The 21,008-nt window shown below is 62.9% G+C and carries 21 protein-coding genes; 14 read left to right on the top strand and 7 right to left on the bottom strand.

The genetic code is table 11. The features are described from left to right. Nucleotides 1-20 precede the first annotated feature (20 nt). Nucleotides 21-647: a response regulator gene (locus ACMT3I_RS06760; RefSeq protein WP_414803702.1), complete on the bottom strand. Its 627-nt coding sequence runs from the start codon at nt 645-647 to the stop codon at nt 21-23. Beyond that, on the bottom strand, nt 644-1,933 hold the full coding sequence (locus ACMT3I_RS06755) for a sensor histidine kinase (RefSeq protein WP_414803701.1): 1,290 nt from the start codon (nt 1,931-1,933) through the stop codon (nt 644-646). The genes ACMT3I_RS06760 and ACMT3I_RS06755 overlap by 4 nt, the downstream gene beginning before the upstream one ends. 88 nt (nt 1,934-2,021) lie before the next feature. On the opposite strand from ACMT3I_RS06755, the gene lepA reads away from it, so the two are divergent. The 5 genes from lepA (at nt 2,022) to ACMT3I_RS06730 (ending at nt 7,662) form a co-directional block, all read left to right on the top strand. Further along, nucleotides 2,022-3,872, top strand: coding sequence for a translation elongation factor 4 (gene lepA, locus ACMT3I_RS06750; RefSeq protein ID WP_414803700.1), 1,851 nt, complete (start codon nt 2,022-2,024; stop codon nt 3,870-3,872). Between the two features lie 39 nt (nt 3,873-3,911). After that, entirely contained in the window at nt 3,912-5,069 is a 1,158-nt protein-coding gene (locus tag ACMT3I_RS06745; protein ID WP_414803699.1) for a hypothetical protein, read from the top strand. A gap of 46 nt (nt 5,070-5,115) precedes the next feature. Then, nucleotides 5,116-5,763, top strand: a complete 648-nt coding sequence (locus tag ACMT3I_RS06740) for a DUF1990 family protein (RefSeq protein ID WP_414803698.1) — start codon at nt 5,116-5,118, stop codon at nt 5,761-5,763. Between the two features lie 5 nt (nt 5,764-5,768). Beyond that, nucleotides 5,769-6,998, top strand: a complete 1,230-nt coding sequence (hemW, locus tag ACMT3I_RS06735; protein WP_414803697.1) for a radical SAM family heme chaperone HemW — start codon at nt 5,769-5,771, stop codon at nt 6,996-6,998. 130 nt (nt 6,999-7,128) lie between these two features. Then, complete coding sequence (locus tag ACMT3I_RS06730; RefSeq protein ID WP_414803696.1) at nt 7,129-7,662, top strand: HNH endonuclease signature motif containing protein; 534 nt, start codon at nt 7,129-7,131, stop codon at nt 7,660-7,662. A 109-nt stretch (nt 7,663-7,771) separates the two neighbouring features. On the opposite strand, the gene ACMT3I_RS06725 is transcribed toward ACMT3I_RS06730, so the two are convergent. The 5 genes from ACMT3I_RS06725 to ACMT3I_RS06705 all read right to left on the bottom strand — a co-directional run bounded on the left by ACMT3I_RS06725 (nt 7,772) and on the right by ACMT3I_RS06705 (nt 11,536). Next, on the bottom strand, nt 7,772-8,107 hold the full coding sequence (locus tag ACMT3I_RS06725) for a CDGSH iron-sulfur domain-containing protein (protein WP_414803695.1): 336 nt from the start codon (nt 8,105-8,107) through the stop codon (nt 7,772-7,774). Between the two features lie 7 nt (nt 8,108-8,114). Next, nucleotides 8,115-9,104 carry a glycosyltransferase gene (locus ACMT3I_RS06720; protein WP_414803694.1) on the bottom strand — a complete coding sequence of 330 codons (990 nt, stop codon included), beginning with the start codon at nt 9,102-9,104 and terminating at the stop codon, nt 8,115-8,117. After that, nucleotides 9,101-10,216, bottom strand: a complete 1,116-nt coding sequence (locus ACMT3I_RS06715; RefSeq protein WP_414803693.1) for an iron-containing redox enzyme family protein — start codon at nt 10,214-10,216, stop codon at nt 9,101-9,103. Before ACMT3I_RS06715 ends, ACMT3I_RS06720 begins: the two co-directional genes overlap by 4 nt. A gap of 310 nt (nt 10,217-10,526) precedes the next feature. Continuing rightward, complete coding sequence (locus ACMT3I_RS06710; protein ID WP_414803692.1) at nt 10,527-10,901, bottom strand: DUF4870 domain-containing protein; 375 nt, start codon at nt 10,899-10,901, stop codon at nt 10,527-10,529. Nucleotides 10,902-11,071: 170 nt separating this feature from the next. Further along, nucleotides 11,072-11,536, bottom strand: a complete 465-nt coding sequence (locus tag ACMT3I_RS06705) for a DUF4870 domain-containing protein (protein WP_414803691.1) — start codon at nt 11,534-11,536, stop codon at nt 11,072-11,074. A 180-nt stretch (nt 11,537-11,716) separates the two neighbouring features. On the opposite strand from ACMT3I_RS06705, the gene hrcA reads away from it, so the two are divergent. From hrcA to ACMT3I_RS06660, 9 genes are all read left to right on the top strand, one after another. Further along, nucleotides 11,717-12,739 (top strand): heat-inducible transcriptional repressor HrcA, encoded by a 1,023-nt coding sequence (gene hrcA, locus ACMT3I_RS06700; RefSeq protein ID WP_414803690.1) that lies wholly within the window; start codon nt 11,717-11,719, stop codon nt 12,737-12,739. Between the two features lie 50 nt (nt 12,740-12,789). Continuing rightward, a complete protein-coding gene (dnaJ, locus tag ACMT3I_RS06695; RefSeq protein ID WP_414803689.1) occupies nt 12,790-13,899 on the top strand; it encodes a molecular chaperone DnaJ in 1,110 nt (369 codons plus the stop codon). 8 nt (nt 13,900-13,907) lie between these two features. Further along, on the top strand, nt 13,908-14,666 hold the full coding sequence (locus tag ACMT3I_RS06690; protein ID WP_414803688.1) for a 16S rRNA (uracil(1498)-N(3))-methyltransferase: 759 nt from the start codon (nt 13,908-13,910) through the stop codon (nt 14,664-14,666). Nucleotides 14,667-14,686: 20 nt separating this feature from the next. Next, nucleotides 14,687-15,067 (top strand): HIT domain-containing protein, encoded by a 381-nt coding sequence (locus tag ACMT3I_RS06685; RefSeq protein ID WP_414803687.1) that lies wholly within the window; start codon nt 14,687-14,689, stop codon nt 15,065-15,067. Between the two features lie 40 nt (nt 15,068-15,107). After that, nucleotides 15,108-16,169 (top strand): PhoH family protein, encoded by a 1,062-nt coding sequence (locus tag ACMT3I_RS06680; RefSeq protein WP_414804027.1) that lies wholly within the window; start codon nt 15,108-15,110, stop codon nt 16,167-16,169. Further along, the gene (ybeY, locus tag ACMT3I_RS06675; RefSeq protein WP_414803686.1) at nt 16,166-16,627 is read left to right on the top strand and encodes an rRNA maturation RNase YbeY; all 462 of its coding nucleotides are present in this window, start codon (nt 16,166-16,168) and stop codon (nt 16,625-16,627) included. The genes ACMT3I_RS06680 and ybeY overlap by 4 nt, the downstream gene beginning before the upstream one ends. A 2-nt stretch (nt 16,628-16,629) precedes the next feature. Continuing rightward, complete coding sequence (locus ACMT3I_RS06670) at nt 16,630-17,946, top strand: hemolysin family protein (RefSeq protein WP_414803685.1); 1,317 nt, start codon at nt 16,630-16,632, stop codon at nt 17,944-17,946. Next, on the top strand, nt 17,939-18,838 hold the full coding sequence (gene era / locus ACMT3I_RS06665; protein WP_414803684.1) for a GTPase Era: 900 nt from the start codon (nt 17,939-17,941) through the stop codon (nt 18,836-18,838). Before ACMT3I_RS06670 ends, era begins: the two co-directional genes overlap by 8 nt. A 274-nt stretch (nt 18,839-19,112) precedes the next feature. Further along, a complete protein-coding gene (locus ACMT3I_RS06660; RefSeq protein ID WP_414803683.1) occupies nt 19,113-20,924 on the top strand; it encodes a sensor histidine kinase in 1,812 nt (603 codons plus the stop codon). Nucleotides 20,925-21,008: the final 84 nt, after the last annotated feature.

The raw sequence follows: 21,008 nt of genomic DNA, 5'->3' as shown, positions 1-21,008 counted from the left end.
AACCTGGAACCTGCAGGCTACTACTGGTTCCTGATTGTGCCGAGAGCTCTCGCCTCGGCCACCGCTGCTGTGCGCGAGCTGACGCCGAGCTTGGTGAAGATGTGCACGAGATGCGACTTGACCGTCGCCTCAGAAAGGAAAAGTTCGTGGCCGATCTGGCGGTTCGACATTCCGGCCGCGACGAGGTTGAGTACTTCGATTTCGCGGAGGGTGAGCTGGAAGTCTGCCTCGCTGCTGTGCGGGTCGAGGCGCGACGCGATGGCGGGCGCAAGCGCGCTCTCCCCGGCGGCCGCAGCCCGAACCGCAGCAATCAGCTCCGCCGGGGGCGCGTCCTTGAGCAGATACCCACTCGCGCCGGCCTCGACAGCGCCGAGGATGTCGGCATCCGTGTCGTAGTTGGTCAACACGAGCACGTGTGGCGGGGTCGGGAGGGCCCGTACACCCCTGGTCGCCTCTGCTCCCTGCAGGGCGCCGCCGAACTGCAGGTCCATCAACACCACGTCGACGGGAACCCGTGCCGCCAACTCCACGGCCTGCTCAGCAGTGGATGCCTCAGCGACCACTTCCATGTCGTCTTCGGCCGAAAAGAGGGCGCGAAGGCCAGCCCTGACGACCGGATGATCATCAGCAAGCAACAGTCGGATCATGCCTGAACCTCGCTTGTGGAGTTGTCGGGTGAGGTATTGAGCGGGAACGTGACGGCGATGGCTGTGCCAGAGCCCGGCGCCGATTCGAGTACGAAGGTGCCACCGAGTTGTTCGACCCTGGCCCTGATCGCCTGCAGTCCGAATGAATCGGCACGTCCGGCGGCGGTTGTTGCGGCGGGGTCGAAGCCGGCACCATTGTCGACGATGTCGAGGGCGATGGCATTCGGCATGTAGCTGAGGGTCAGCTCGGCTCTGCTGGCATTCGCGTGCTGAGCGACGTTGGCCAGCGAGCCCTGTGCGATGCGGAGCAGTGTCGCCTCGAGGCGCATGGGCAGGGGAACAGGATCGCCGGTGACATGCACGGTCACCGCCGCGCGGCCGACTGACGCGTCGGGCGAACCGAGGGGCCCGGCAGACGCCGACGCGGTTTCGGCAAGCCGCTCCAGAGCAGCGGGCAATGTCTGGGCCTCGAGTGCCGGGGGAGTGAGTTCTCGGATGAAGCGGCGAGTCTCCTGCAGGTTGAGCGCGGCGGTCTCGCGAGCAAGCCGCAGGTGCTCAAGGGCTGTGGGATCCGTCACCGTGCGTTCGGTTGCATGCAACAGCATCTGGATGCTTGACAGACCTTGGGCGACGGTGTCGTGGATCTCCCGCGCGAGCCGTTCGCGTTCCGAGATCGTGCCTGCGGCTCGCGCTGCCGCCGCGAGTTCCGCCCTGGTCTCGATGAGATCGGTGATCAGGGCTTGCCGCTCGGCAGCCTCGGCGAGCAGCGCGCGGTATCCGAGCCCGACAGCGATGGCAGCCCCTGCACCGATGAGCGGGCCGAGAGTCGCGCCCAGATTCCAGCCGATATGCCACGTCAGCGCCCAGATGGCCAACAGCACACTGACGCCAACCGAAGGGATTGCCCAGCGCAGCGGGAGCACATTCAACTGCAGGAAGAAGAGGGGGAAAACGATGTAGGCGGCATCCGAGACCAGCAAGGTGAGGAGCAGCCACTCGAGCATCAGGATGATCACCCAGACCGGGACTACCCAGCGTGGGGTTGATCGTGCTGTGCTGGATCGAGCGCTGGATAGATAGCTGCCACCGATATAGGTGCCGAGGAACACGGCCGCCAGCGTCACCACCGCGCCCGGATACGGCCAGATGCCGAACGCTGCGCGCACAATCACGAAGCCCGTCAGCCCCAGGATCATCAGGTGCAACGCGATCTGCAATCCGGCGAAGACGGGTGTCAGAGCGGAGTGAGGCAGCCGACTGACGAGTGCGGCGTCTGTAGTGGACATTGCGCTCAGCCTAACCAGCGCGCACCCACACGCGCGAGAAAGGGGCGCGGCACCCGAAGTCGCCCTCTCATGGGACAATGGGCAGATCATGTCACCGAGAGCTCACACAGCGCTTGAACCGGCCGCAACTGCCCCCGAGTTCATCCGTAACTTCTGCATCATTGCCCACATCGACCACGGCAAGTCAACCCTTGCCGACCGGATGCTGCAGATCACGGGCGTCGTCGACGACCGGGCGATGCGTGCCCAGTACCTCGACCGCATGGATATCGAGCGTGAGCGTGGCATCACCATCAAGAGCCAGGCCGTCCGCATGCCGTGGGAGATCGATGGTCAGACGTATGCGCTGAACATGATCGATACCCCCGGTCACGTCGACTTCTCGTATGAGGTCTCCCGCAGCCTCGCTGCCTGCGAAGGTGCAATCCTGCTCGTAGACGCAGCGCAGGGCATCGAAGCCCAGACGCTCGCCAACCTGTACCTGGCGCTCGAAAACGACCTCACGATCATCCCGGTGCTCAACAAGATCGACCTGCCGGCTGCCGACCCCGACAAATACGCCAAGGAGCTCGCCAGCCTCATCGGCGGCAAGCCAGAAGACGTACTGCGCGTGTCAGGCAAGACCGGCATGGGCGTCAGTGAGCTACTCGACCTGGCTGTCAGTCAGATCCCTGCCCCTGTCGGCGACCCGGATGCTCCGGCTCGCGCCATGATCTTCGACTCGGTTTACGACAGCTACCGCGGTGTCGTGACCTACGTTCGTATGATCGACGGCAATTTGAAGCCGCGCGAGAAAATCCAGATGATGTCGACGCGCGCGACCCACGAGATCCTTGAAATCGGTGTGAGTTCGCCTGAGCCCACCCCGAGCAAGGGACTCGGCGTCGGTGAGGTCGGCTACTTGATCACCGGCGTGAAAGACGTGCGCCAGTCGAAGGTCGGTGACACGGTCACGACCGCGGCGAAGCCCGCGACCGAGGCGCTGCCCGGATACACCGAGCCGCAGCCAATGGTCTTCTCGGGCCTCTACCCGATCGACGGCAGCGACTTCCCCATCCTGCGTGAGGCCCTCGACAAGCTCAAGCTGTCTGACGCCTCCCTCATCTACGAACCAGAGACATCCGTTGCACTCGGCTTCGGTTTCCGCTGTGGCTTCCTCGGCCTGCTTCACCTTGAGATCATCACTGAGCGCCTCGAGCGCGAGTTCAACCTCGACCTGATCGCCACTGCGCCGAGCGTGCCGTATGAGGTCACCACCGATGACAAGCGCACTGTCACTGTGACCAACCCGAGCGAGTTCCCTTCCGGCAAGATCTCAGTCGTCATGGAGCCCGTCGTCAAGGCAGCGATCCTGGCGCCCAAGGACTACGTCGGCGTCATCATGGAACTCTGCCAGGGCCGCCGCGGCGTGCTGCTCGGCATGGATTTTCTCGGTGAAGACCGCGTCGAGATCCGGTACACGATGCCACTCGGTGAGATCGTCTTCGACTTCTTCGACCAGCTGAAGAGCCGCACCGCCGGTTACGCCTCGCTCGACTACGAACCGACAGGCGAGCAGGCGGCCGACCTGGTGAAGGTCGACATCCTGCTGCAGGGCGAGCAGGTCGATGCGTTCAGTGCGATCGTGCACCGTGACAAGGCATACGACTACGGCGTGCTGATGACGGGGCGCCTGCGCAAGCTGATCCCGCGCCAGCAGTTCGACGTGCCGATCCAGGCCGCGATCGGTGCCCGTATCATCGCTCGTGAGAGCATCAGCGCAATCCGTAAGGACGTTCTGGCCAAGTGCTACGGCGGCGACATCAGCCGTAAGCGCAAGCTGCTTGAAAAGCAGAAAGAGGGCAAGAAGCGCATGAAGATGGTCGGCCGTGTTGAGGTTCCGCAGGAAGCCTTCATCGCTGCCCTCTCCGGCGACGTCGAAAAGAAGGACAAGAAGTAGCACGCGTCCCGGCGCTCTCGCATCCGCTAGCGTGAGGGCATGACTGGGGATCTTCGCACTATCGCTCTTCGATGCGTGGCAATCGCCGCTATTCTCACTCTGACCGCATGTGGGAGTGCGCCGCTGCCGAGCCCAGATCCGACATCGACATCGGCATCGACGCCGGAGGCAACGGTCGGTCCGGAACCTGAGCAGCCTGACGTCGCCTCACGGCCGGCTGATCGCGTCCCGCTCAGCTGTGATGAACTCATCAACGAGGACGCACGGGCACTCGCGATGGGGCAGCTGAAATCGACGATTTCTTTGAAGACGTCATCCGTGTCCAACAGCATGATCTCATTCCTACAAGGCGGCATGCTGACGTGCCAATGGGAGAGCTCGAAGGCGGTGACGGGCGAAGGCGCGTCATGGGAATTGAGCCTGGAAATTCTCCCCGACGCTGCTGACGACTTTCAGGCAATGGCGGCGTCCTTCCCAACCGACGGGTTCACGACTGGCCTCATCGGGCCAGACTCGCTGGTGAGCTGTATCGGCGAAGTGTCCAAGCGATCGTGCACCATGCGGTTTGAGAACGACGGCTACTGGGTGCAATTGTCGTTCAATGGGCATACGACTCTCGCCGCATCCGACCCGTCGCTGGCTGACGACGCCGTTCAGATCGGCACGGCCGTTCGGGATGCTCTCGCCGCGGCAGGACCGCCGCGCCCTGCTTTCGTACCGGCCGCGGATGCTGCGACTGGCTGGGATGACTGCGCCGACGTCGACAGCAACGAGGCATTCAGGACAGAGCTCAGCTCACCGTCCTTCGTTGCGCCGGAGGGGTATTGGACCGGGGCGTCAATGTTCTCTTTCGCGATGGACAGAGCGGGATTCACCATGTGTGTCTGGCGGCACAATAATGTGTACGGCACGCCGGCGGGAGAACTCAGACAGGTCGGAATTGAGATGATCCCCGGCGCGGCCTGGGCCTGGCCTGAACTCGTCGCGGATGCCCTGGCGAAGAATCCCGCTGCCGAGATCTCCGTAGCGGGTGCAGAAGCCGCTGTGCTCGTATGTTGGGACGCCAACGAGTGCACCGTGCAGGCGCTGGTGCGCGGGAGCTATGTGGCGGCGAATGCCTCCAACGAGCAGCGGAACACTGCGGATGCACGCTCCGGTGCGATTCGTGCTCTGGAGCTTGCGATCGCTGCACTCTGACGCGCGTACGGCTTCAACTCAGTCTGTGTCGCCTACGCTTAGAGATATGCGCCGCGCAACATTTACCGATGCTTCCGTCACGTACGGAGCGATCGGCGGAACACTAGCCCCAGACCTGATGACGTTTCCCCCCCAGGGCTACCGTCCATCCGAACACACGGTCAGGCTTGGCAGTGGCGATGACCGCTTCAGGGCGGCCGCCATCTCGCTGATGACCTGGGGTGTCCAGCGCGGTAGCGGTATCGAGGTGACGGACCTTGAGGTCGGAACCGGCGTGCAGTACTCCGGGATTTCATTCAACGAGGATGGTAGCCCGTCCATCGACCAGAGCCATCCGGTCAACGAGGCGACATTTGCCGAAGACGGCACGCCATACATTGCCAATGGCATGACCGCCAAGCTGGCAATCAAGGCCGGCCCGTTCAATGTCATTGCTCCCGTGCGAGTGGTTTACATGATCGACGAGGTCAACAAGATCGGTTTCGCCTACGGAACGATGGAGGGGCATCCGGAGAGCGGCGAAGAATCATTCATCGTTGAGAAGCTCGAGGATGACTCGGTCTGGTTGACAATCCGCTCGTTCTCGCAGCCCAGCACAATGAAATACAAGCTGGTTGCACCCGTCCTGCGCTACCAGCAGGCCAAGATCACCAAGCAGTACTTGCGGGCATTGCACCCCGCGTCTGGAGCGTAAACCGCGTGCCAAGCGCACTTCCTCTCGGCGACCCAGCACCCCTCGACGGACTCCTCCCGGCATCTGCTGCGGTTGGGGCGATCGACCGTGACTTCGGTGTCTACCTGCACGTGCCGTTCTGCCGCGTTCGCTGTGGATACTGCGACTTCAATACGTATACCGCCACTGAGCTGCGCGGCGTGAAGCAGAGCGACTACGCCAGCCAGGCGGTACTCGAGATCGAGGCCGGAGCCCGCGTGCTCGCCGAGTCCGGCGTTCCAGCTCGTGAGGCCGCGACAGTCTTCTTCGGTGGTGGCACGCCGACCCTGCTTCCGGTTACCGACCTGATCAAGATGTTCGACGCCATCCGCAGTAATTTCGGACTCGCAGCCGGTGCCGAGGTCACGACTGAGGCGAATCCAGATTCAGTGGATGCTGACTACCTCGCCGCACTGGCCGAGGCCGGCTTCACCCGCGTCTCGTTCGGCATGCAGTCGGCAGTGCCGCGTGTGCTGGCCACCCTTGAGCGCACGCACGATCCCGAGCGCGTTCCGCTCGTCGTGCAGTGGGCCAGGGACGCTGGTCTGGATGTGAGCCTTGACCTCATTTACGGCACGCCGGGGGAGTCGCTCGACGACTGGCAGACCAGCCTTGAGCATGCGATCGCGCAGAAGCCAGACCACATCAGCGCATACTCGCTGATCGTGGAGGATGGCACCAAGCTTGCCCGCCAGATCAAGCGCGGTGAGGTTGCATCCGTTGACGAGGATCACCAGGCCGACCTCTACGAGATGGCCGACCGAATGCTCGCTGAGGCCGGCTACGGCTGGTACGAGGTGAGCAACTGGGCAACGGATGTCGACCACCGCTCCCGCCACAACCTTTCGTACTGGCGCAGCCAGGACTGGTGGGGTGTTGGCCCAGGCGCCCACAGCCACGTCGGTGGACTGCGCTGGTGGAACGTGAAGCACCCGGCCGCGTATGCCGACCGTGTACTTGCCGGCCACTCGCCGGCTGCCGGACGCGAGACGCTGGACGCCGAGACTCGCGAGGTGGAGCGGGTGCTGCTGACAAGCCGCATCCGTGAGGGCATTCGCGTCGACTCACTCTCGGAGCGTGGCCGACACGAGGTGGCCGGACTGATCGCAGATGAACTCATCGATGCGCGTGCAGCGATCGGCGGCACTGTCGAGCTGACGTTGCGCGGCCGCTTGCTTGCCGACGCGGTTGTGCGTCGACTGCTCGCCGACGACTAGTCGCGATACCTGGTCAAAGCAGACGCGCGGCAGCGACATGATGCTGTCCCGCGTTGCGGAGAATGTGCGCAAGTCCCACTGATGAGCCTCGAATCAGCCCGGATTTAAGAAGATCTCCGCAGTGCGGAACATGTCTTCTCGACGGTGGATGCAGGGCTGCGCCGGCCACATCGACGGGCAGGTGGCACCGATCTCGATACTTTCCGTGGAGCAGATGATCTGTGCCGGGGGAGTGCAACCGGTGACGATCACCGCGAAGGGCAAGGTCATCGAGCTGGGAGTCACCGACCGGTGCTTCACCGGACAGCAACGCCGGGCCGTCACCCTTCGCGACGGCGGGTGCATTATCCCGGGGTGTCAGAGTCCCGCGGCGTGGGCGGAAATCCACCACGTGATCCCCTACGCGCTCGGTGGGCCTACAGAGGTCAGTAACGGGGTGACCCTGTGTTGGTTCCACCACCGCACAGTTCACCGGTCGGGTTGGCAGATCCGAATGGTCGACGGCGTGCCCCAGGTGAAAGCCCCGGTCTGGCTCGACGGGTTCCAGCGATGGCACGTGGCCACGAAATCACCGACCCGGATGACGTACCAACTCGCCGACCAGCAGATGCAACGCGATCAACGCGATCAACGCGACGAACTCCGACATCGGCGGACCGGCTGAATTTCTTCGGGCCCCGCGACATCCGCTTAACGCAGAAGCCGCCCACCAGATAGCGACCCGGCAGGCGACATCGTGCCTGTGGCCGCAGGAGAAGCCTAGGGCGAGCGAGCTAGTTGGCTGGCGGCTGATCCGGATGAAACCCCACGAGCTTGTGTGAGCCATCGCAGAACGGTTTGATCGTCGATTCCCCGCACCGACAGAGGGCGATGGTCTTGCGTGTGAGGTGAACAGGAGCTCCATCTGCGCCCACGATGTCGACACTGCCGCGGACAAGAAGGGGGCCATCCGCGCACACAAAGATGAGCGGATGCAGCCCCCCGGGCCGATCGCCGCTCGTCGGTTGTGCCGCCGCCTCGCTCGTTGCGTCGTTCGCCTCGTCGTTCGCCTCGTCGTTCGCCTCGTCGTTCATCTCGTCGTTCGCCTCGTCGTTCATCTCGTCGTTCATCCGTCGTTCACACCGGTGTCCATGCTGCCTGCGTCGCCACGGGCTCCCGCGACGCCCGAAGCCGCCGTACTGGGGTGGCGGCACGGCGAAGTCGTCCGGCTCCATATCGGGGCCCACCGAGCAGGCGTAGACCAACGGCCAGCCACACGCAGATAGCGCGCTCCAGCATCCAGAGCGGCACCCAGGCCGCACCGGTCAGGGGAAAGACTGATGCGCCATCGGATCGCCGCCGTCCGTACTCGCCCAGGGCGCAGGCCAGGATGACGCCGCCGAGCAACCGCTGCGGTCGACTGAGTGCCCACAGCGCCAACGGCAGCAGTGACAACTCGGCGACGAGACGCAGTGGCTGGGCGAAGTCGTCGTAGGCCTGGCGCACGCGTTGGCCAACGAAATGGCCGACGGACGGTGGCATCCGGCCGACGAAAAGGTCGTCGGCCCGAATCACGCGGCCGCCAGCCGCGGCCACAGTGCGAATCAGCTCAAGATTCTCAAACAAGACATCACCGGCGTATCCACCGACCGCCAGAATGAGCTCCCGCCGCACGGCGAGAGTGCCGGGGTAGTCGGCGCCGAGCGCACGGTTCATGAGTGTGCGCCCGGTATCCCAGCGGGCATGCCAGGGCAGGCTGGTGAAGTAGTTCTGGGGGCGCACCACGTCGGCGTTGTCCAGCGCGATGACGATTCGGCTGAGAGCAGGCAGGTCGTAACGCACGTCGTCGTCGGCGATGACCACGCGGTCACCGTCAACCAGAAACAGGCCAGTCATGACACCGGCGACCTTGCCATTGTTGCCTGGCCACGGGTTAGGACGAACGTGCCGAACGAACCCAGACCACCGGCCGTGGTGGTCGTCGAACATGCCGCCGGGCGACCCGTCAACGACGGTGACGGCGATCCATCCGCTGAGTGTGCGCAGGTAGTCGGTGAGCTCGTCTGTTCCGCTGTCATCCCGCCAGAGCAGCGGCAGCACGTAGTCGGCACGCAGGGGCGCGTTCACGGTATCGAGGGAGTGAGAGTAGATGCGGCAGCGGCCAGCGGGGTGAGCGGAACACGCAGGGAGGAACGCCCTGAGGTCCATGCCGCTAGGACTTCCTGCCCTGCCAGCCCGTCGACAGCCAGGCAGGCACTCGCGCCGAAGAAGATGTCGGCCAGGAGGGCTGGCTCATCCTCGGCTAGACACCCGGCGAGGTCGCGAGCGGCAATCTGCTCGTGCACGGCATCCGCTTCAACGTGCTCGTCGAAGTAGTCAGTGACGTCAGAACCAAAACCCAGTCGACGGAAGCCGTTGCCGATGAGACGGTTCGGAATTGACGAGGTCATCTCGAACGCAGCCAAGTGTCCGGCGATAGCGCCGCGCAGACGACGATTGAGACCGAACATCGACATCATGTTCATCGACGCCAGCGTCAGCGCGGACACCTGGTCGACGTACTGCCCGTAGCGAGAATCAAGTCCAAGTCCTCTCATGGTGCGGGCGAAGATCACTGAATGCATCCGATCGGCTCGACCACCGCCATACTCATCAGCCTGAATCTCCACGAGGGCTGCCTTTGGCCTGCCGGTGAGGCGCGGTATAGCCCACGAGTGCGGGTCGGCCTCCTTGAGCGTGTAGACGGAACGATGGATCACGTACTCCACCAGCTGGTTCGCTGTCGCCCGCTGGGCAATGAAGCGCGCGAGGCTTGGCCCCGACTCCTTGCCGGTCAGACGAAACAGGGCGGCCGCAACAGCTTCGGCCTCTGTCGCCGGCAGCGATGGAACCTGCACGCGTTCGCGCAACTCCCGCTCGAACCTCTCCTCGATAGCAGCGCGTGCAGCGAGGGTCACCGGATGCCACTCCCATCCGTCTTCGACATCGCCGACGTCTCCGTAGAACAGCCCGTAGAGCATGAAGAGCGTGAGTTGCAGATCACCGTCCCGAAGAACATCGGCAGTGGTTGCCAATGAGCGTTCTATGTCGCCCAGATAGTCGGCCAGCTCGGGGGCTTCGGCCGACGGGCGGCCAGCCAGAGCGATGAGGAGTCGTTGACTGAGTGGGCCTCTCGAGTGAAACGTGGGGGAGGTCGCGGTGGGGCATGCCTCTGTCGCCTGATTGCCTGGGGTGTCCATGCCCCTAGAGTTCATCTGGCATCAGGAATGGTCAACCCCGGTTGGTGTCTGGCGCGATGCATTGGTCGGTGGGTGAGCTTTCACATCAGCTGGGCGCGCAATATTCCGGCTGGCGCGGGCTTTTTCGCGCGCCAGCCGCAATATCCCGCGCCCATTTTGCGGCGGTCGCGGAATTCGCCACGGTGAGACCACGCTCAACACGCTCAACACGCTCAACTGATCGACTGGTGAAGACCTGCGCTTAACGCAGAACCGCCTGCCAAGGACAAGCCTGGCAGGCGGTTCTGTTCGCTGACGCGAAGTGACGTGACTAGCTCACGAACTTGATTGACAGCGGGTAGACGTACGTTTCGCCCTTGTTGGCTGCGACGGCAGCCAGGATGCTGAAGATGATTGTAACTACCCACACGGCGAACATGATCAGGAAGCCGATCACGATGAGCGACAGGATGGCCCCGATGATGTAGCCGATCAGCATTGTGATCTGGAAGTTCAGCGCCGCAGCGGTGTGCTGGCGGATGAACGGGCCACGATCCTTCAGGACGAGGTAGCCGATCAGTGCGGGCAGCAACTCGAAGAAGATGCCACCGATGTGTACGAGCGTCGCCCAGAGCTTCTCGTCAGCGGGGCTGAGCTGGCTGGGACCCTGGTACGGGCTGGCAGGAGGGGGAGGTGCGTCAGACATGATGATTCCTTTCTGGCGCTTGAATCGCGCGGGCTGAGGACGATGAGATGACGTGCAGTGATCACAGTAGCCACTGGAACGATGTCGCGCATCGCGGCTGTGCGAGTGTTTAGTTTTTGTCCAGGTGAGCGGCCTGCAGGCAAAGCGGGCGACAGCTCACCGTGAGCCGCTCAACTAATGAAGCGGATGGCGAACGGATAGCGATAGTGGAAACCGTCTTTCGCCTTCATGAAGCCGAGGATTGAGAAGACCACGCCGATGATCCACAGCACCCAGATGAGGTTGCTGAGGAACGAGAGCAGACCGAACGTGATGACGCCAAGAACGAAGGTGGCGATGTAGATCACGACATACCCGATCCCCAGGGTGATTTGAAAGTTCAGGGCTTCTTTAGCCTCAACGTTGGTGAACGAACCGCGGTCCCTGAACACCAGCCAGATGATGAGCGACGGCAGAAACCCCAGGATGCCGCCCAGGTGTGCAAATGATGCCCACTGTTTGTCATCCATTGCCGAGAGCGGTGCCGGCGGAGTCGAGGGTGGCTGCCCGTAATCGCGTGCGGCCTGCGGATTGGCGTCTCGTTGCCCGGCGCCATCGCTTGGATCAGGGGGAGTCTGTGCATGTGGATCAGTCATGATCAATGCCCTTCAGGCGGATACGTGGACACGCAACGCGCTGTAACAGTCAACGCTACTGCCGTGAAACTCCCCATGGCAATCAAAGAAGCCTCAGGTTGACGCGATATGATTAGCACTCAGTCAATGCGAGTGCTAATGCTTGTACGCGTGCCGAGTGAAGAGGGAGGCTGTAGCTGAATGGTGTCCGAACGCAGCCTTGAAGTCCTGCGGGTGATTGTCCAGGACTACGTCGCGTCACGCGAGCCGGTTGGATCGAAATCGATCGTCGACCGTCACTCCTTCGGTGTTTCAGCCGCGACCATCCGCAACGACATGGCCCTGCTTGAAGAGGAAGAACTCATCGCAGCGCCCCATACCTCGTCGGGCCGGATCCCCACCGACAAGGGCTACAGGCTGTTCGTCGATCACCTGGCCAATGTGAGGCCGTTGTCGCCCGCTGCACGCACGGCAATTGAAACTTTCCTCGGTCAGTCATCCGACCTCGATGAGGTACTCGCCCGCAGTGTTCGCCTGCTGTCCCAGCTCACGAACCAGGTTGCCCTGGTTCAGTACCCGTCCTTGTCTCGCGCCAGAGTGCGCCACATCGAACTGGTTCCGCTCACCGACCGCCGGGTGCTGTCTGTCTTGATCACCGATTCGGGCCGAGTTGAGCAGCGCGTCATTGATCTGCCGCGCGTGGTGGATGAAGAGCAGCTCAGCATGGTCAGGTCTGCTCTCAACCACGCAGTCGGCGGACTGAGCATGGCCGAGGCGGCAAACGCGCTGCGAGAGGCCGAGAGCCTCGGTCCCGTTCCTGTGCGCGACCTGCTTGACCCGATCGTCGCCACTCTGATCGAACAGGTCGGGGCCAACCGCCACGACCGCCTCGTGATGGCTGGCGCTGCAAACCTGGTGCGCACCGAAGAAGACTTCAGCGGCAGTATCTTCCCGGTACTCGAGGCAATCGAGGAGCAGGTCGTCCTTCTTCGTCTCTTCGGCGAGATGGCATCAGACCAGCATGGTGTGTCTGTGAGCATTGGGCGCGAGAACGCATCGTTCGGCCTCGGGGAGACCTCGGTGCTGACGAGCGGATATACCTCGTCGGGCGGCGACCTCGCCAGGCTCGGTGTGCTCGGCCCGACCCGCATGGACTACTCGAACAACATGGCTGCGGTTCGCGCCGTTGCCCGATACCTCTCTCGCCACCTCGGCGAGAACTAGCTTTTCATTTCCAATTTTCCCGTACGACAGATCAACAAGGAGAGCCGCTTTTGGCTGACCACTACGAAGTCCTGGGCGTTTCAAAAGACGCAACGATCGACGAGATCAAGAAGGCATACCGACGCCTGGCCAGACAGCTGCACCCCGATGTGAACCCCGGCGCAGAGGCCTCTGAACAGTTCAAGCTCGTCACACACGCCTACGACGTACTGAGCGACCCCAAGCAGCGCCAGCAGTACGACATGGGTGGCCAGGGCGGTGGCGGATTCGACAGCGGTAACTTCGGTAACTTCGGGGACATCTTCGAGACGTTCTTCGGTGGAGGCGGTGGAGGTGGCGGTCGCGGACCCCGCTCGCGTCGCGAACGCGGCCAGGATGCACTCATCCGCGTCGAAATCGACCTCGACGAGGTCATCTTCGGCACCCACCGCGATCTCGAGGTCGACACGGCCATCGTCTGTGAGACCTGCAACGGCAGCTGCTGCCAGCCGGGTACCTCGCCGGTCACCTGCGACATCTGCCACGGAACCGGCAGCATCCAGCGCGCGGTTCGTTCGTTGCTCGGTAACGTGATGACGTCAAGCCCCTGTGGCACCTGCCGAGGCTACGGCACCATCATCGCCACGCCCTGCGTGACTTGCCAGGGTCAGGGCCGCGTCCGCGCCCGCCGCACTGTTGCCGTCGACATCCCCGCAGGTGTCGACACCGGCCTGCGCCTGCAGATGCCGGGCAGCGGCGAAGCCGGACCTGCCGGCGGACCCAACGGTGACCTCTACCTTGAGATCAAGGTGCGCCACAACGACGTCTTCAGCCGCAACGGCGACGACCTGCTGTGCACGCTCGAAGTGCAGATGGCCGATGCAATCCTCGGGACGACCGCAACGATCAAGGGTCTCGATGGTGACCTCGAGGTCGAGTTGAAGCCGGGAACGCAGAGTGCAGAGATCATCACGGTCAAGGACCGTGGCGTGACCAAGCTGCGTGGCAGCGGCCGGGGCGATCTCAAGATCGGCATCCAGGTTGTCACACCGACGAAGCTTGACCACAAGGAGAAAGAGCTCATTCAGCAGTTCGCGGCCAGGCACAAGGGGCACGCCCCTGAGCTCAGCCAGTTCCAGCAGGGACTCTTCGCCAAACTGCGCGATCGCTTCCTCGGCTAGGCGCGTCGATGGCCCATTTCTACCTGGACGAGTCGCTCCAGCCTGATGCGTGTGCGCCTGGCGCGCTCGTAAGCATCGGCGGCAGCGAAGCCAAGCATGCAGTCACCGTCAGCCGTGTACGCCCCGGCGAGTCATTGCTGCTCGGAAACGGGCACGGTCTGATCGTCTCAGGCACCGTCGTCACCGCCGAGCCCGGCGAGCTGACGCTTCGTGTCGACGAGGCGACGCTGCACGCTGCGGCGACCCCGCGCATCCGTCTGGTTCAAGCCCTTGCCAAGGGCGATCGCGACGAGATGGCCATCCAGGCAGCGACAGAGCTCGGCGTCGACGGCGTGATTCCGTGGATCGCCGCACGCTCTATCTCCCGTTGGGAGGGCGCCAAGATCGCCAAGGGGCGTGAGCGCTGGGCAACCATCGTGCGTGAAGCCAGCAAGCAGTCGATTCGGCCGTGGCTTCCCGTCGTTGAAGATCTGACGACGACGAAGCAGTTGGTGAAGCTGGCCGGCGAGACACGGATGCTGTTGCTCGACCCGACGGCATCCGCTCGCCTGACCCAGTTCGACGCGACTGCGGCTGGTACGCAGGGCGAGGCCGAGCGCGACATCGTTCTCGTCGTCGGACCCGAAGGCGGCATCGCGCCATCGGAGCTGGCCCAGCTCGAAGCTGCCGGCGCGACCCAGGTGCGCCTGGGCGACACCGTGCTGCGCACATCGACCGCCGGACCCGCGGCTCTTGCCATCCTGAACGCAACGCTCAATCGCTGGTAACGCCAGCTTAAGATAGAGATATGTCTTCTTCAGGCGCGGGCCCAACCGAAAGTGCAGCACCGTCGATCTTCAGCCGCATCATCGCGCGCGAGATTCCAGCGACTGTTGTCGCAGAGACCGATCGCATCATCGCGTTCGAAGACATTGCCCCGCAGGCCCCTGTCCACATTGTGATCACCGTCAAGACTGAGAAGTACCGCAACGTCGTCGAGCTTGCAGCCGGCGATCCTGCCCTGCTCGCCGAGCTCATCGCTGTCGCGAACGACATTGCGGCTGAGCGCACGAACGGTCAGTTCCGCCTGGTGTTCAACACGGGAGCGGATGCCGGTCAGACGGTGTTCCACGTTCACGCGCATCTGCTCGGCGGACACCTCACGGAGGGATCCCTTGGCGGAGCATAACGACGCATCAGAACCGGCTACACCCGAGGTCGTTGCTCCGATGGCGGGAGCAGGCGAGGCCCGGATCCACATCGACGGAATCGCCATGGTCCGACTTCTCGGGCCGCAGGACCGATTCCTGACGACGATCGAGAAGCAATACCCATCAGTCAGCGTCCACGTGCGCGGCAATGAGATCACCGTGTCTGGTCCCGTCGCGCAGGTTGAAGCTGTCAGACGTCTCATCGAGGAGTTGCAATTGATGATTCACAACGGCCAGGAACTGGGGGAGTCAGAAGTGACAACCTCGGCGAAAATCTTGAACGACGACAGCACGCGCAGCCCGTCCGAGCTGCTCGGTCAGGCCATCCTCACGTCGCGCGGCAAGAGCATCAGGCCGAAAACCCTGGGCCAGAAAGACTACGTCGACGCGATCGACGAGAACACCATTGTGTTCGGCATCGGCCCCGCCGGTACCGGCAAGACCTACCTGGCTATGGCCAAGGCCGTCCAGGCACTGCAGCGCAAGGAGGTCGAGCGGATCATCCTGACGCGTCCGGCCGTCGAGGCTGGCGAGCGACTGGGCTTTTTGCCCGGCACGCTCACCGACAAGATCGACCCGTACCTGCGCCCGCTCTACGACGCTCTCAACGAGATGATGGACCCCGAGCTGGTTCCCAAGCTTCTCGCTGCAGGCACCATCGAGGTCGCTCCTCTCGCGTACATGCGTGGACGCACCCTCAACTCGTCGTTCGTCGTGCTCGATGAGGCACAGAACACCACACCAGAGCAGATGAAGATGTTCCTGACTCGTCTCGGCTTCGGCTCGAAGATGGTCGTGACCGGCGATATCACGCAGGTCGATCTGCCGGCGGGTTCCAGCGGACTCCGCTTGGTGACCCGGGTGCTCGACAACGTCGACGACATCCATTTTTCACGTCTGACAAGTGCAGACGTCGTGCGTCACACCCTGGTCGGTCGCATCGTTGATGCGTACACCGAATACGACGCGCACAAGCAAGCACAGCGCTACGAGAGCGAACAAGCACGCGAATTCGCAAACCGGGCAGAGCGTCGCTCTGGCGCGGTACGCGATCGCATCCCGAAACGGAGACAGAGTTGAGCATCGAAATCAACAACGAGTCGGCAATTCCTGTCGACGAGGCAACTATTCTGCGGTTGGCCGCATTCGCCCTGGATGCGATGCACGTGCACGCTGACGCCGACCTGGCGATTGTGCTGGTTGACGAGGGTGCAATGGAACAGCTTCACGTGCAGTGGATGGACGAGCCGGGCCCGACCGACGTTCTCAGCTTCCCGATGGACGAACTGCGCCCGGGCACTGCAGATGCCGAGACCCCGCCCGGACTGCTCGGAGATATCGTGCTCTGCCCCCAGGTGGCCCAGGAGCAGGCGATCACTGCCAAGCACAGCACGCTCGACGAGCTCTTGATGCTGACCACCCACGGCATCCTGCACCTGCTCGGCTTCGATCACGCGGAGCCTGACGAGGAGAAAGAAATGTTCGGCATCCAGCGCGACATCCTGGCTGGCTTCTACCTGCAGGAAGGCCGCGCGTAGTCATGATCGGCTGGTTTGTAGTCCTCGCTATTCTGCTCGTCGCTTTCGGCGGGCTGATGGCTGCGGTTGACTCTGCCATCACAGCGCAATCCAGGGCGGACATCGCCGAACTGGCTGAAACGTCCAGGTCGAAACGGTCGCTGCTGGCCATCGCTGCCGACACTGGCGCGCATCTGAACGCGCTCAACTTCATGCGAATCATCGCTGAGACCACCGCTGCGGTGCTGGTCACGCTGGTGTTCGCGACCACCATCGAGTCGTTGTGGCTTGCCCTGTTTCTGTCGGCGCTCATCATGACCGGGGTGTCGTTCGTGCTCGTCGGGGCGAGTCCCCGCAGCGTGGGTCGTGCGCACCCGGCCGGACTGCTGAAGTTCACCGCGCCGCTTGTTCACTTCTTGCGTGTACTTCTCGGCCCGATCGCCAACGCTCTCGTCTCGCTCGGCAACCGGGTGACACCGGGCCGCGGCAGGCTCAACACGTTCACGTCCGAAGACCAGCTGCTTAGTATGGTCGACGAAGCCACAGAGCTCGACGTGCTCGAGGAGGACGACAGGGAGCTCATCCACTCGATCTTCGAGTTCAACGAGACTGTTGTGCGCGAAGTGATGATCCCGCGTACCGACATGGTGACTATCGATGCCGACGCCACGATCGGCGCCGGAATGGGGTTGTTCCTGAGCAAGGGCTTTTCGCGCGTGCCCGTGGTCGACGGTGAAGTCGACGACGTGACAGGCATCCTGTACCTGCGTGATGTGGCCAGGCTCGTCTACGAGCGCCCGGCGAACGTCGATTCCCTGACCGTCGGCGAGCTGGCACGACCAGCCGTCTTCGTGCCCGAGTCGAAGAAGGCCGACGATCTGCTGCGCCAGATGCAGCTTGAGTCCAACCACCTCGCTATGGTCGTTGACGAGTACGGCGGCATCGCCGGGCTGGTCAGCCTCGAAGACCTGATCGAAGAGCTGGTCGGCGACATCTCAGACGAGTACGACAGGGATGTCGTCGAGGTCGAGGACCTCGGCGCAGGCCGCTACCGGGTGAGCGCCAGACTGCCTGTCGATGAACTCGGCGAACTTTTCGGGCTCGAGCTCGATGACGATGACGTGGATTCAGTCGGTGGCTTGCTCGCTAAGACATTGGGTCGGCTTCCAGAAGCCGGTTCGGTTGCGTCGGTGAGCGGATTGATATTGACGGCCGAACGCACAGAGGGTCGGCGAAAACGAATCAGCACGGTGCTGGTGGAGCGTGACAAGGCCTTGATCGACGCGCAAACCGCGTTTGTCACAGTGTCTGAAGATGAAGGAGTACATGGTCGTGGCTAAAGATGACTACAGGGCAGGATTCGTATCATTCGTGGGACGGCCGAACGTCGGCAAGTCCACCCTCACCAATGCATTGGTCGGGGAGAAGGTTGCGATCACCTCGTCGAAGCCGCAGACGACCAGGCGTGCGATTCGTGGAATTGTGCACCAGAAGAACGGCCAGCTGATCTTGGTCGACACCCCCGGCATCCACCGTCCGCGCACCCTGCTCGGCGAGCGCCTCAACAGCCTCGTAACCTCGACGCTCGGTGATGTCGACGTGATCGGCCTGTGCATTCCGGCCAACGAGCCGATCGGCCCTGGCGACAAGTTCATCAATGAGCAGCTTGACGCGTTCCCGCGCGCCAAGAAGGTGGCGATCGTCACCAAAATCGACGCCGCCTCGAAGACCAGCGTCGCCGCTCAGCTGCTCGCCGTGTCGCAGTTGCGCGATTGGGAGGCCATCGTGCCGATCTCGTCGACGAGCCACATCCAGCTGGACACCCTCACCGGTGAGCTGTTGCGCCTGCTCCCGACGTCTGAAGCGCCCCTGTATCCGGCGGATGCCGTGACAGACGAGAGCCTGGAATCGCGTATCTCTGAGTACATCCGTGAGGCCGCACTTGAAGGTGTCACCGACGAACTTCCGCACTCGATCGCTGTGACGATCGACGACATGATCGAGCGTGACGACCAGGACCTGGTCGAGATCTACGCGAACCTCTTTGTTGAGCGCGACAGCCAGAAGGGCATCATCATCGGCAAGTCGGGTAGCCGGCTCAAGGATGTCGGCATGCGTGCCCGTAAAGAGATCGAGCCTCTGATCGGCAAGCGCGTCTTCCTCTCCCTCCGGGTCAAGGTGGCCAAGGAATGGCAGCGCGACCCGAAGCAGCTGGGCCGTTTGGGCTTCTAGGCGATATCGGTTTCTAGGCGATATCGGTTTCTAGGCGCCTGTCGGCTTCTAGCCGAGCGGGATTTGCCCGTTGTTGTTTCGCGAATGCCACGCACCATAACGGTGCGTGGCATTCGTCGGTTCGCGAGCGGTTGCCTGCCCATCCGTCTCCCGTACATCGTGAGGATGATTTCACTTCACCGTGGGTTGAGATCTGGGTGAACCGGTTCGGCGCCTGGAATTCGGGCCGTACTGTGGAACGATGTCCGAAACGTCAGCTGAGAATGGAGGCAGGATGCATCGAATACCCGCCCTTTTTCGGCACAATCGTCTGCTGTTCGAACCAGCAGTGGCGCTCGCCTTCCTGCTGACCTGGGGGCTCGTCTCTGCCGTGATCGGAGGCAGGAACGATGCAAGTGTCATTCTGCTGCTGGCGATCGCAATCGGTATGGCCCGGATCAGCCCCGGGTGGGCGCTCACTGCCGGCGCCATCGGGCTCGCGCAATTCATGGCAGAGTCCATCTCTGGATCCTCGTTGACCGGGTGGCCACTGCTCATAACCGGCGTCATCGTCTTCTTTGCCTCGAGCGCGTATGGAAACACTGCGTCGCGCTGGGTCGGCCTGGTCGGCGCGATCGTCGTGACGGCAGTGGTGTCCTCGCTCCTGCTCACTTCGCTTGGCATGCCAGGCTACGTCTTCGGTTCCTGGACCGAGTCGAGTGTCGTCAGGGCGATCGGCGCTGGTGTGCTGTTCCTCGGGCGCGTGCAGGTGGTCGCTGCCGTGCTCTGCGGCTCGTGGGCCCTCGGCTTGATCACACGAAGCCGTGCCGCACGGCGAATCGCACACGCTGGCGTGGAGAGCTGGATCATGCTGCGAGACAACGAGGCTCCAGACCGAGTTGTGATGCGACCGTCGCGATTTGTGCGAGAGCTGCGACAGACTGATTTCGCAATCGACGTGATGATCGCCGTCGGCTTCATCGCGTTCGATGTGATGTCATACGGTACGACGTCGGTTCCCGGCTCTTTCGTTGTCCTTGCCCTCGCGGGCGCATTAGCGGTTCGTCGGCTGTCCCCGGCGCTCTCGCTCGCATTGGCCTGGCTTGCCGCGCTCACGCAGATGGCGACCCACCTCGACATCCTGGGCGCCGACTTCGCCATCCTTATCGTGCTCTACGCGACTGCTGCCTACGGGGGCAGGATCGTCAAATGGGTCGGCCTCGCCTCTGTCGGTATCGGCGCGGTGTGCGCGGCGGGCTACCTGCTGATGCGGAACGGTGCCTATACGCCTTCTGCACCGCTTGATGTCGCTGGATTCACCTTGCAGTTCGTCGGTTACTTCGTTGCATCCGCTGCCGTACTCGGACTTTCCTGGACGCTCGGACTCCTGACGCGTACCTGGCAGAGCGCCAGGGCAAACAAGCGGCTCGAAGTTCAAGCGGTCCAGGAGGGCCTTGCCGCGCAACGCAGTGTCATCGTCGAGCAAGAACGTAACCGGATAGCCCGCGATATGCACGACGTCGTTGCGCATTCACTTGCCGTCGTGATCGCACAAGCCGATGGCGCCAGGTATGCGCGCGCGACGGATCCCGGCGCAGTTGACACGGCACTCACCACTATCTCGACGACAGCCAGGGAGGCGCTCGGAGACGTGCGGCTCCTGCTCGCCCAGTTGCGTCAGGATGAAGTCGCAGGGCCGCAGCCGATGCTCGTTGACCTTGATCGGCTGATTGCCCAGATGCGCAGTGCGGGACTGAGCATCAATTGGACGGTGACGGGCGAACCGCTCGCACTCGGCTCCGGCGCCCAACTGGCGCTCTATCGAATCATTCAGGAGGCGTTGACGAACGCGCTTCGTCATGGTGACCCGCAGCGCGAGGTTCGTCTCAGTTTAAGCTGGGACTCGCTCGGGGTCGTCGTGACAGTCTCGAACGAGATCAAGGTCAGGGGGAGCGACGAACCGGGAGCGGCCGAGAGTGTCGGCCACGGCCTGCCAGGTATGCGAGAACGCGCGCTGCTGGCCGGAGGCGCCTTGCACACCGATACCCAGGATGGCCGGTTCACCGTCACCGCCCGAATACCAGCTGGCTGGAAAGTCACAGCATGACCCAGGAGAACGTTCAGATGAATGCAGACCAGATGAACACGGCTGGGCCGGTCGATAACCCGGGCGACGATCACAGCAAGCCAG

It is taken from the genome of Leifsonia sp. A12D58 (genome assembly GCF_047530025.1).
GTDB lineage: Bacteria > Actinomycetota > Actinomycetes > Actinomycetales > Microbacteriaceae > Cryobacterium.
The sequence above is the reverse complement of the archived record's forward strand: the minus strand, read 5'-3'. Positions and strand labels throughout refer to the sequence as shown.

Coding starts and splice junctions, on each gene's coding strand:
- ACMT3I_RS06715 (WP_414803693.1), bottom strand. CDS start 10,216: ATGGACACCCCAGGCAATCAGGCGACAGAGGCATGCCCCACCGCGACC.
- ACMT3I_RS06740 (WP_414803698.1), top strand. CDS start 5,116: ATGCGCCGCGCAACATTTACCGATGCTTCCGTCACGTACGGAGCGATC.
- hrcA (WP_414803690.1), top strand. CDS start 11,717: ATGGTGTCCGAACGCAGCCTTGAAGTCCTGCGGGTGATTGTCCAGGAC.
- ACMT3I_RS06685 (WP_414803687.1), top strand. CDS start 14,687: ATGTCTTCTTCAGGCGCGGGCCCAACCGAAAGTGCAGCACCGTCGATC.
- ACMT3I_RS06670 (WP_414803685.1), top strand. CDS start 16,630: ATGATCGGCTGGTTTGTAGTCCTCGCTATTCTGCTCGTCGCTTTCGGC.
- lepA (WP_414803700.1), top strand. CDS start 2,022: ATGTCACCGAGAGCTCACACAGCGCTTGAACCGGCCGCAACTGCCCCC.
- ACMT3I_RS06705 (WP_414803691.1), bottom strand. CDS start 11,536: ATGACTGATCCACATGCACAGACTCCCCCTGATCCAAGCGATGGCGCC.
- ACMT3I_RS06710 (WP_414803692.1), bottom strand. CDS start 10,901: ATGTCTGACGCACCTCCCCCTCCTGCCAGCCCGTACCAGGGTCCCAGC.
- ACMT3I_RS06730 (WP_414803696.1), top strand. CDS start 7,129: ATGTCTTCTCGACGGTGGATGCAGGGCTGCGCCGGCCACATCGACGGG.
- ACMT3I_RS06755 (WP_414803701.1), bottom strand. CDS start 1,933: ATGTCCACTACAGACGCCGCACTCGTCAGTCGGCTGCCTCACTCCGCT.
- ACMT3I_RS06760 (WP_414803702.1), bottom strand. CDS start 647: ATGATCCGACTGTTGCTTGCTGATGATCATCCGGTCGTCAGGGCTGGC.
- ACMT3I_RS06680 (WP_414804027.1), top strand. CDS start 15,108: ATGGCGGGAGCAGGCGAGGCCCGGATCCACATCGACGGAATCGCCATG.
- ACMT3I_RS06745 (WP_414803699.1), top strand. CDS start 3,912: ATGACTGGGGATCTTCGCACTATCGCTCTTCGATGCGTGGCAATCGCC.
- ACMT3I_RS06725 (WP_414803695.1), bottom strand. CDS start 8,107: ATGAACGACGAGATGAACGACGAGGCGAACGACGAGATGAACGACGAG.
- ACMT3I_RS06660 (WP_414803683.1), top strand. CDS start 19,113: ATGCATCGAATACCCGCCCTTTTTCGGCACAATCGTCTGCTGTTCGAA.
- ACMT3I_RS06690 (WP_414803688.1), top strand. CDS start 13,908: ATGGCCCATTTCTACCTGGACGAGTCGCTCCAGCCTGATGCGTGTGCG.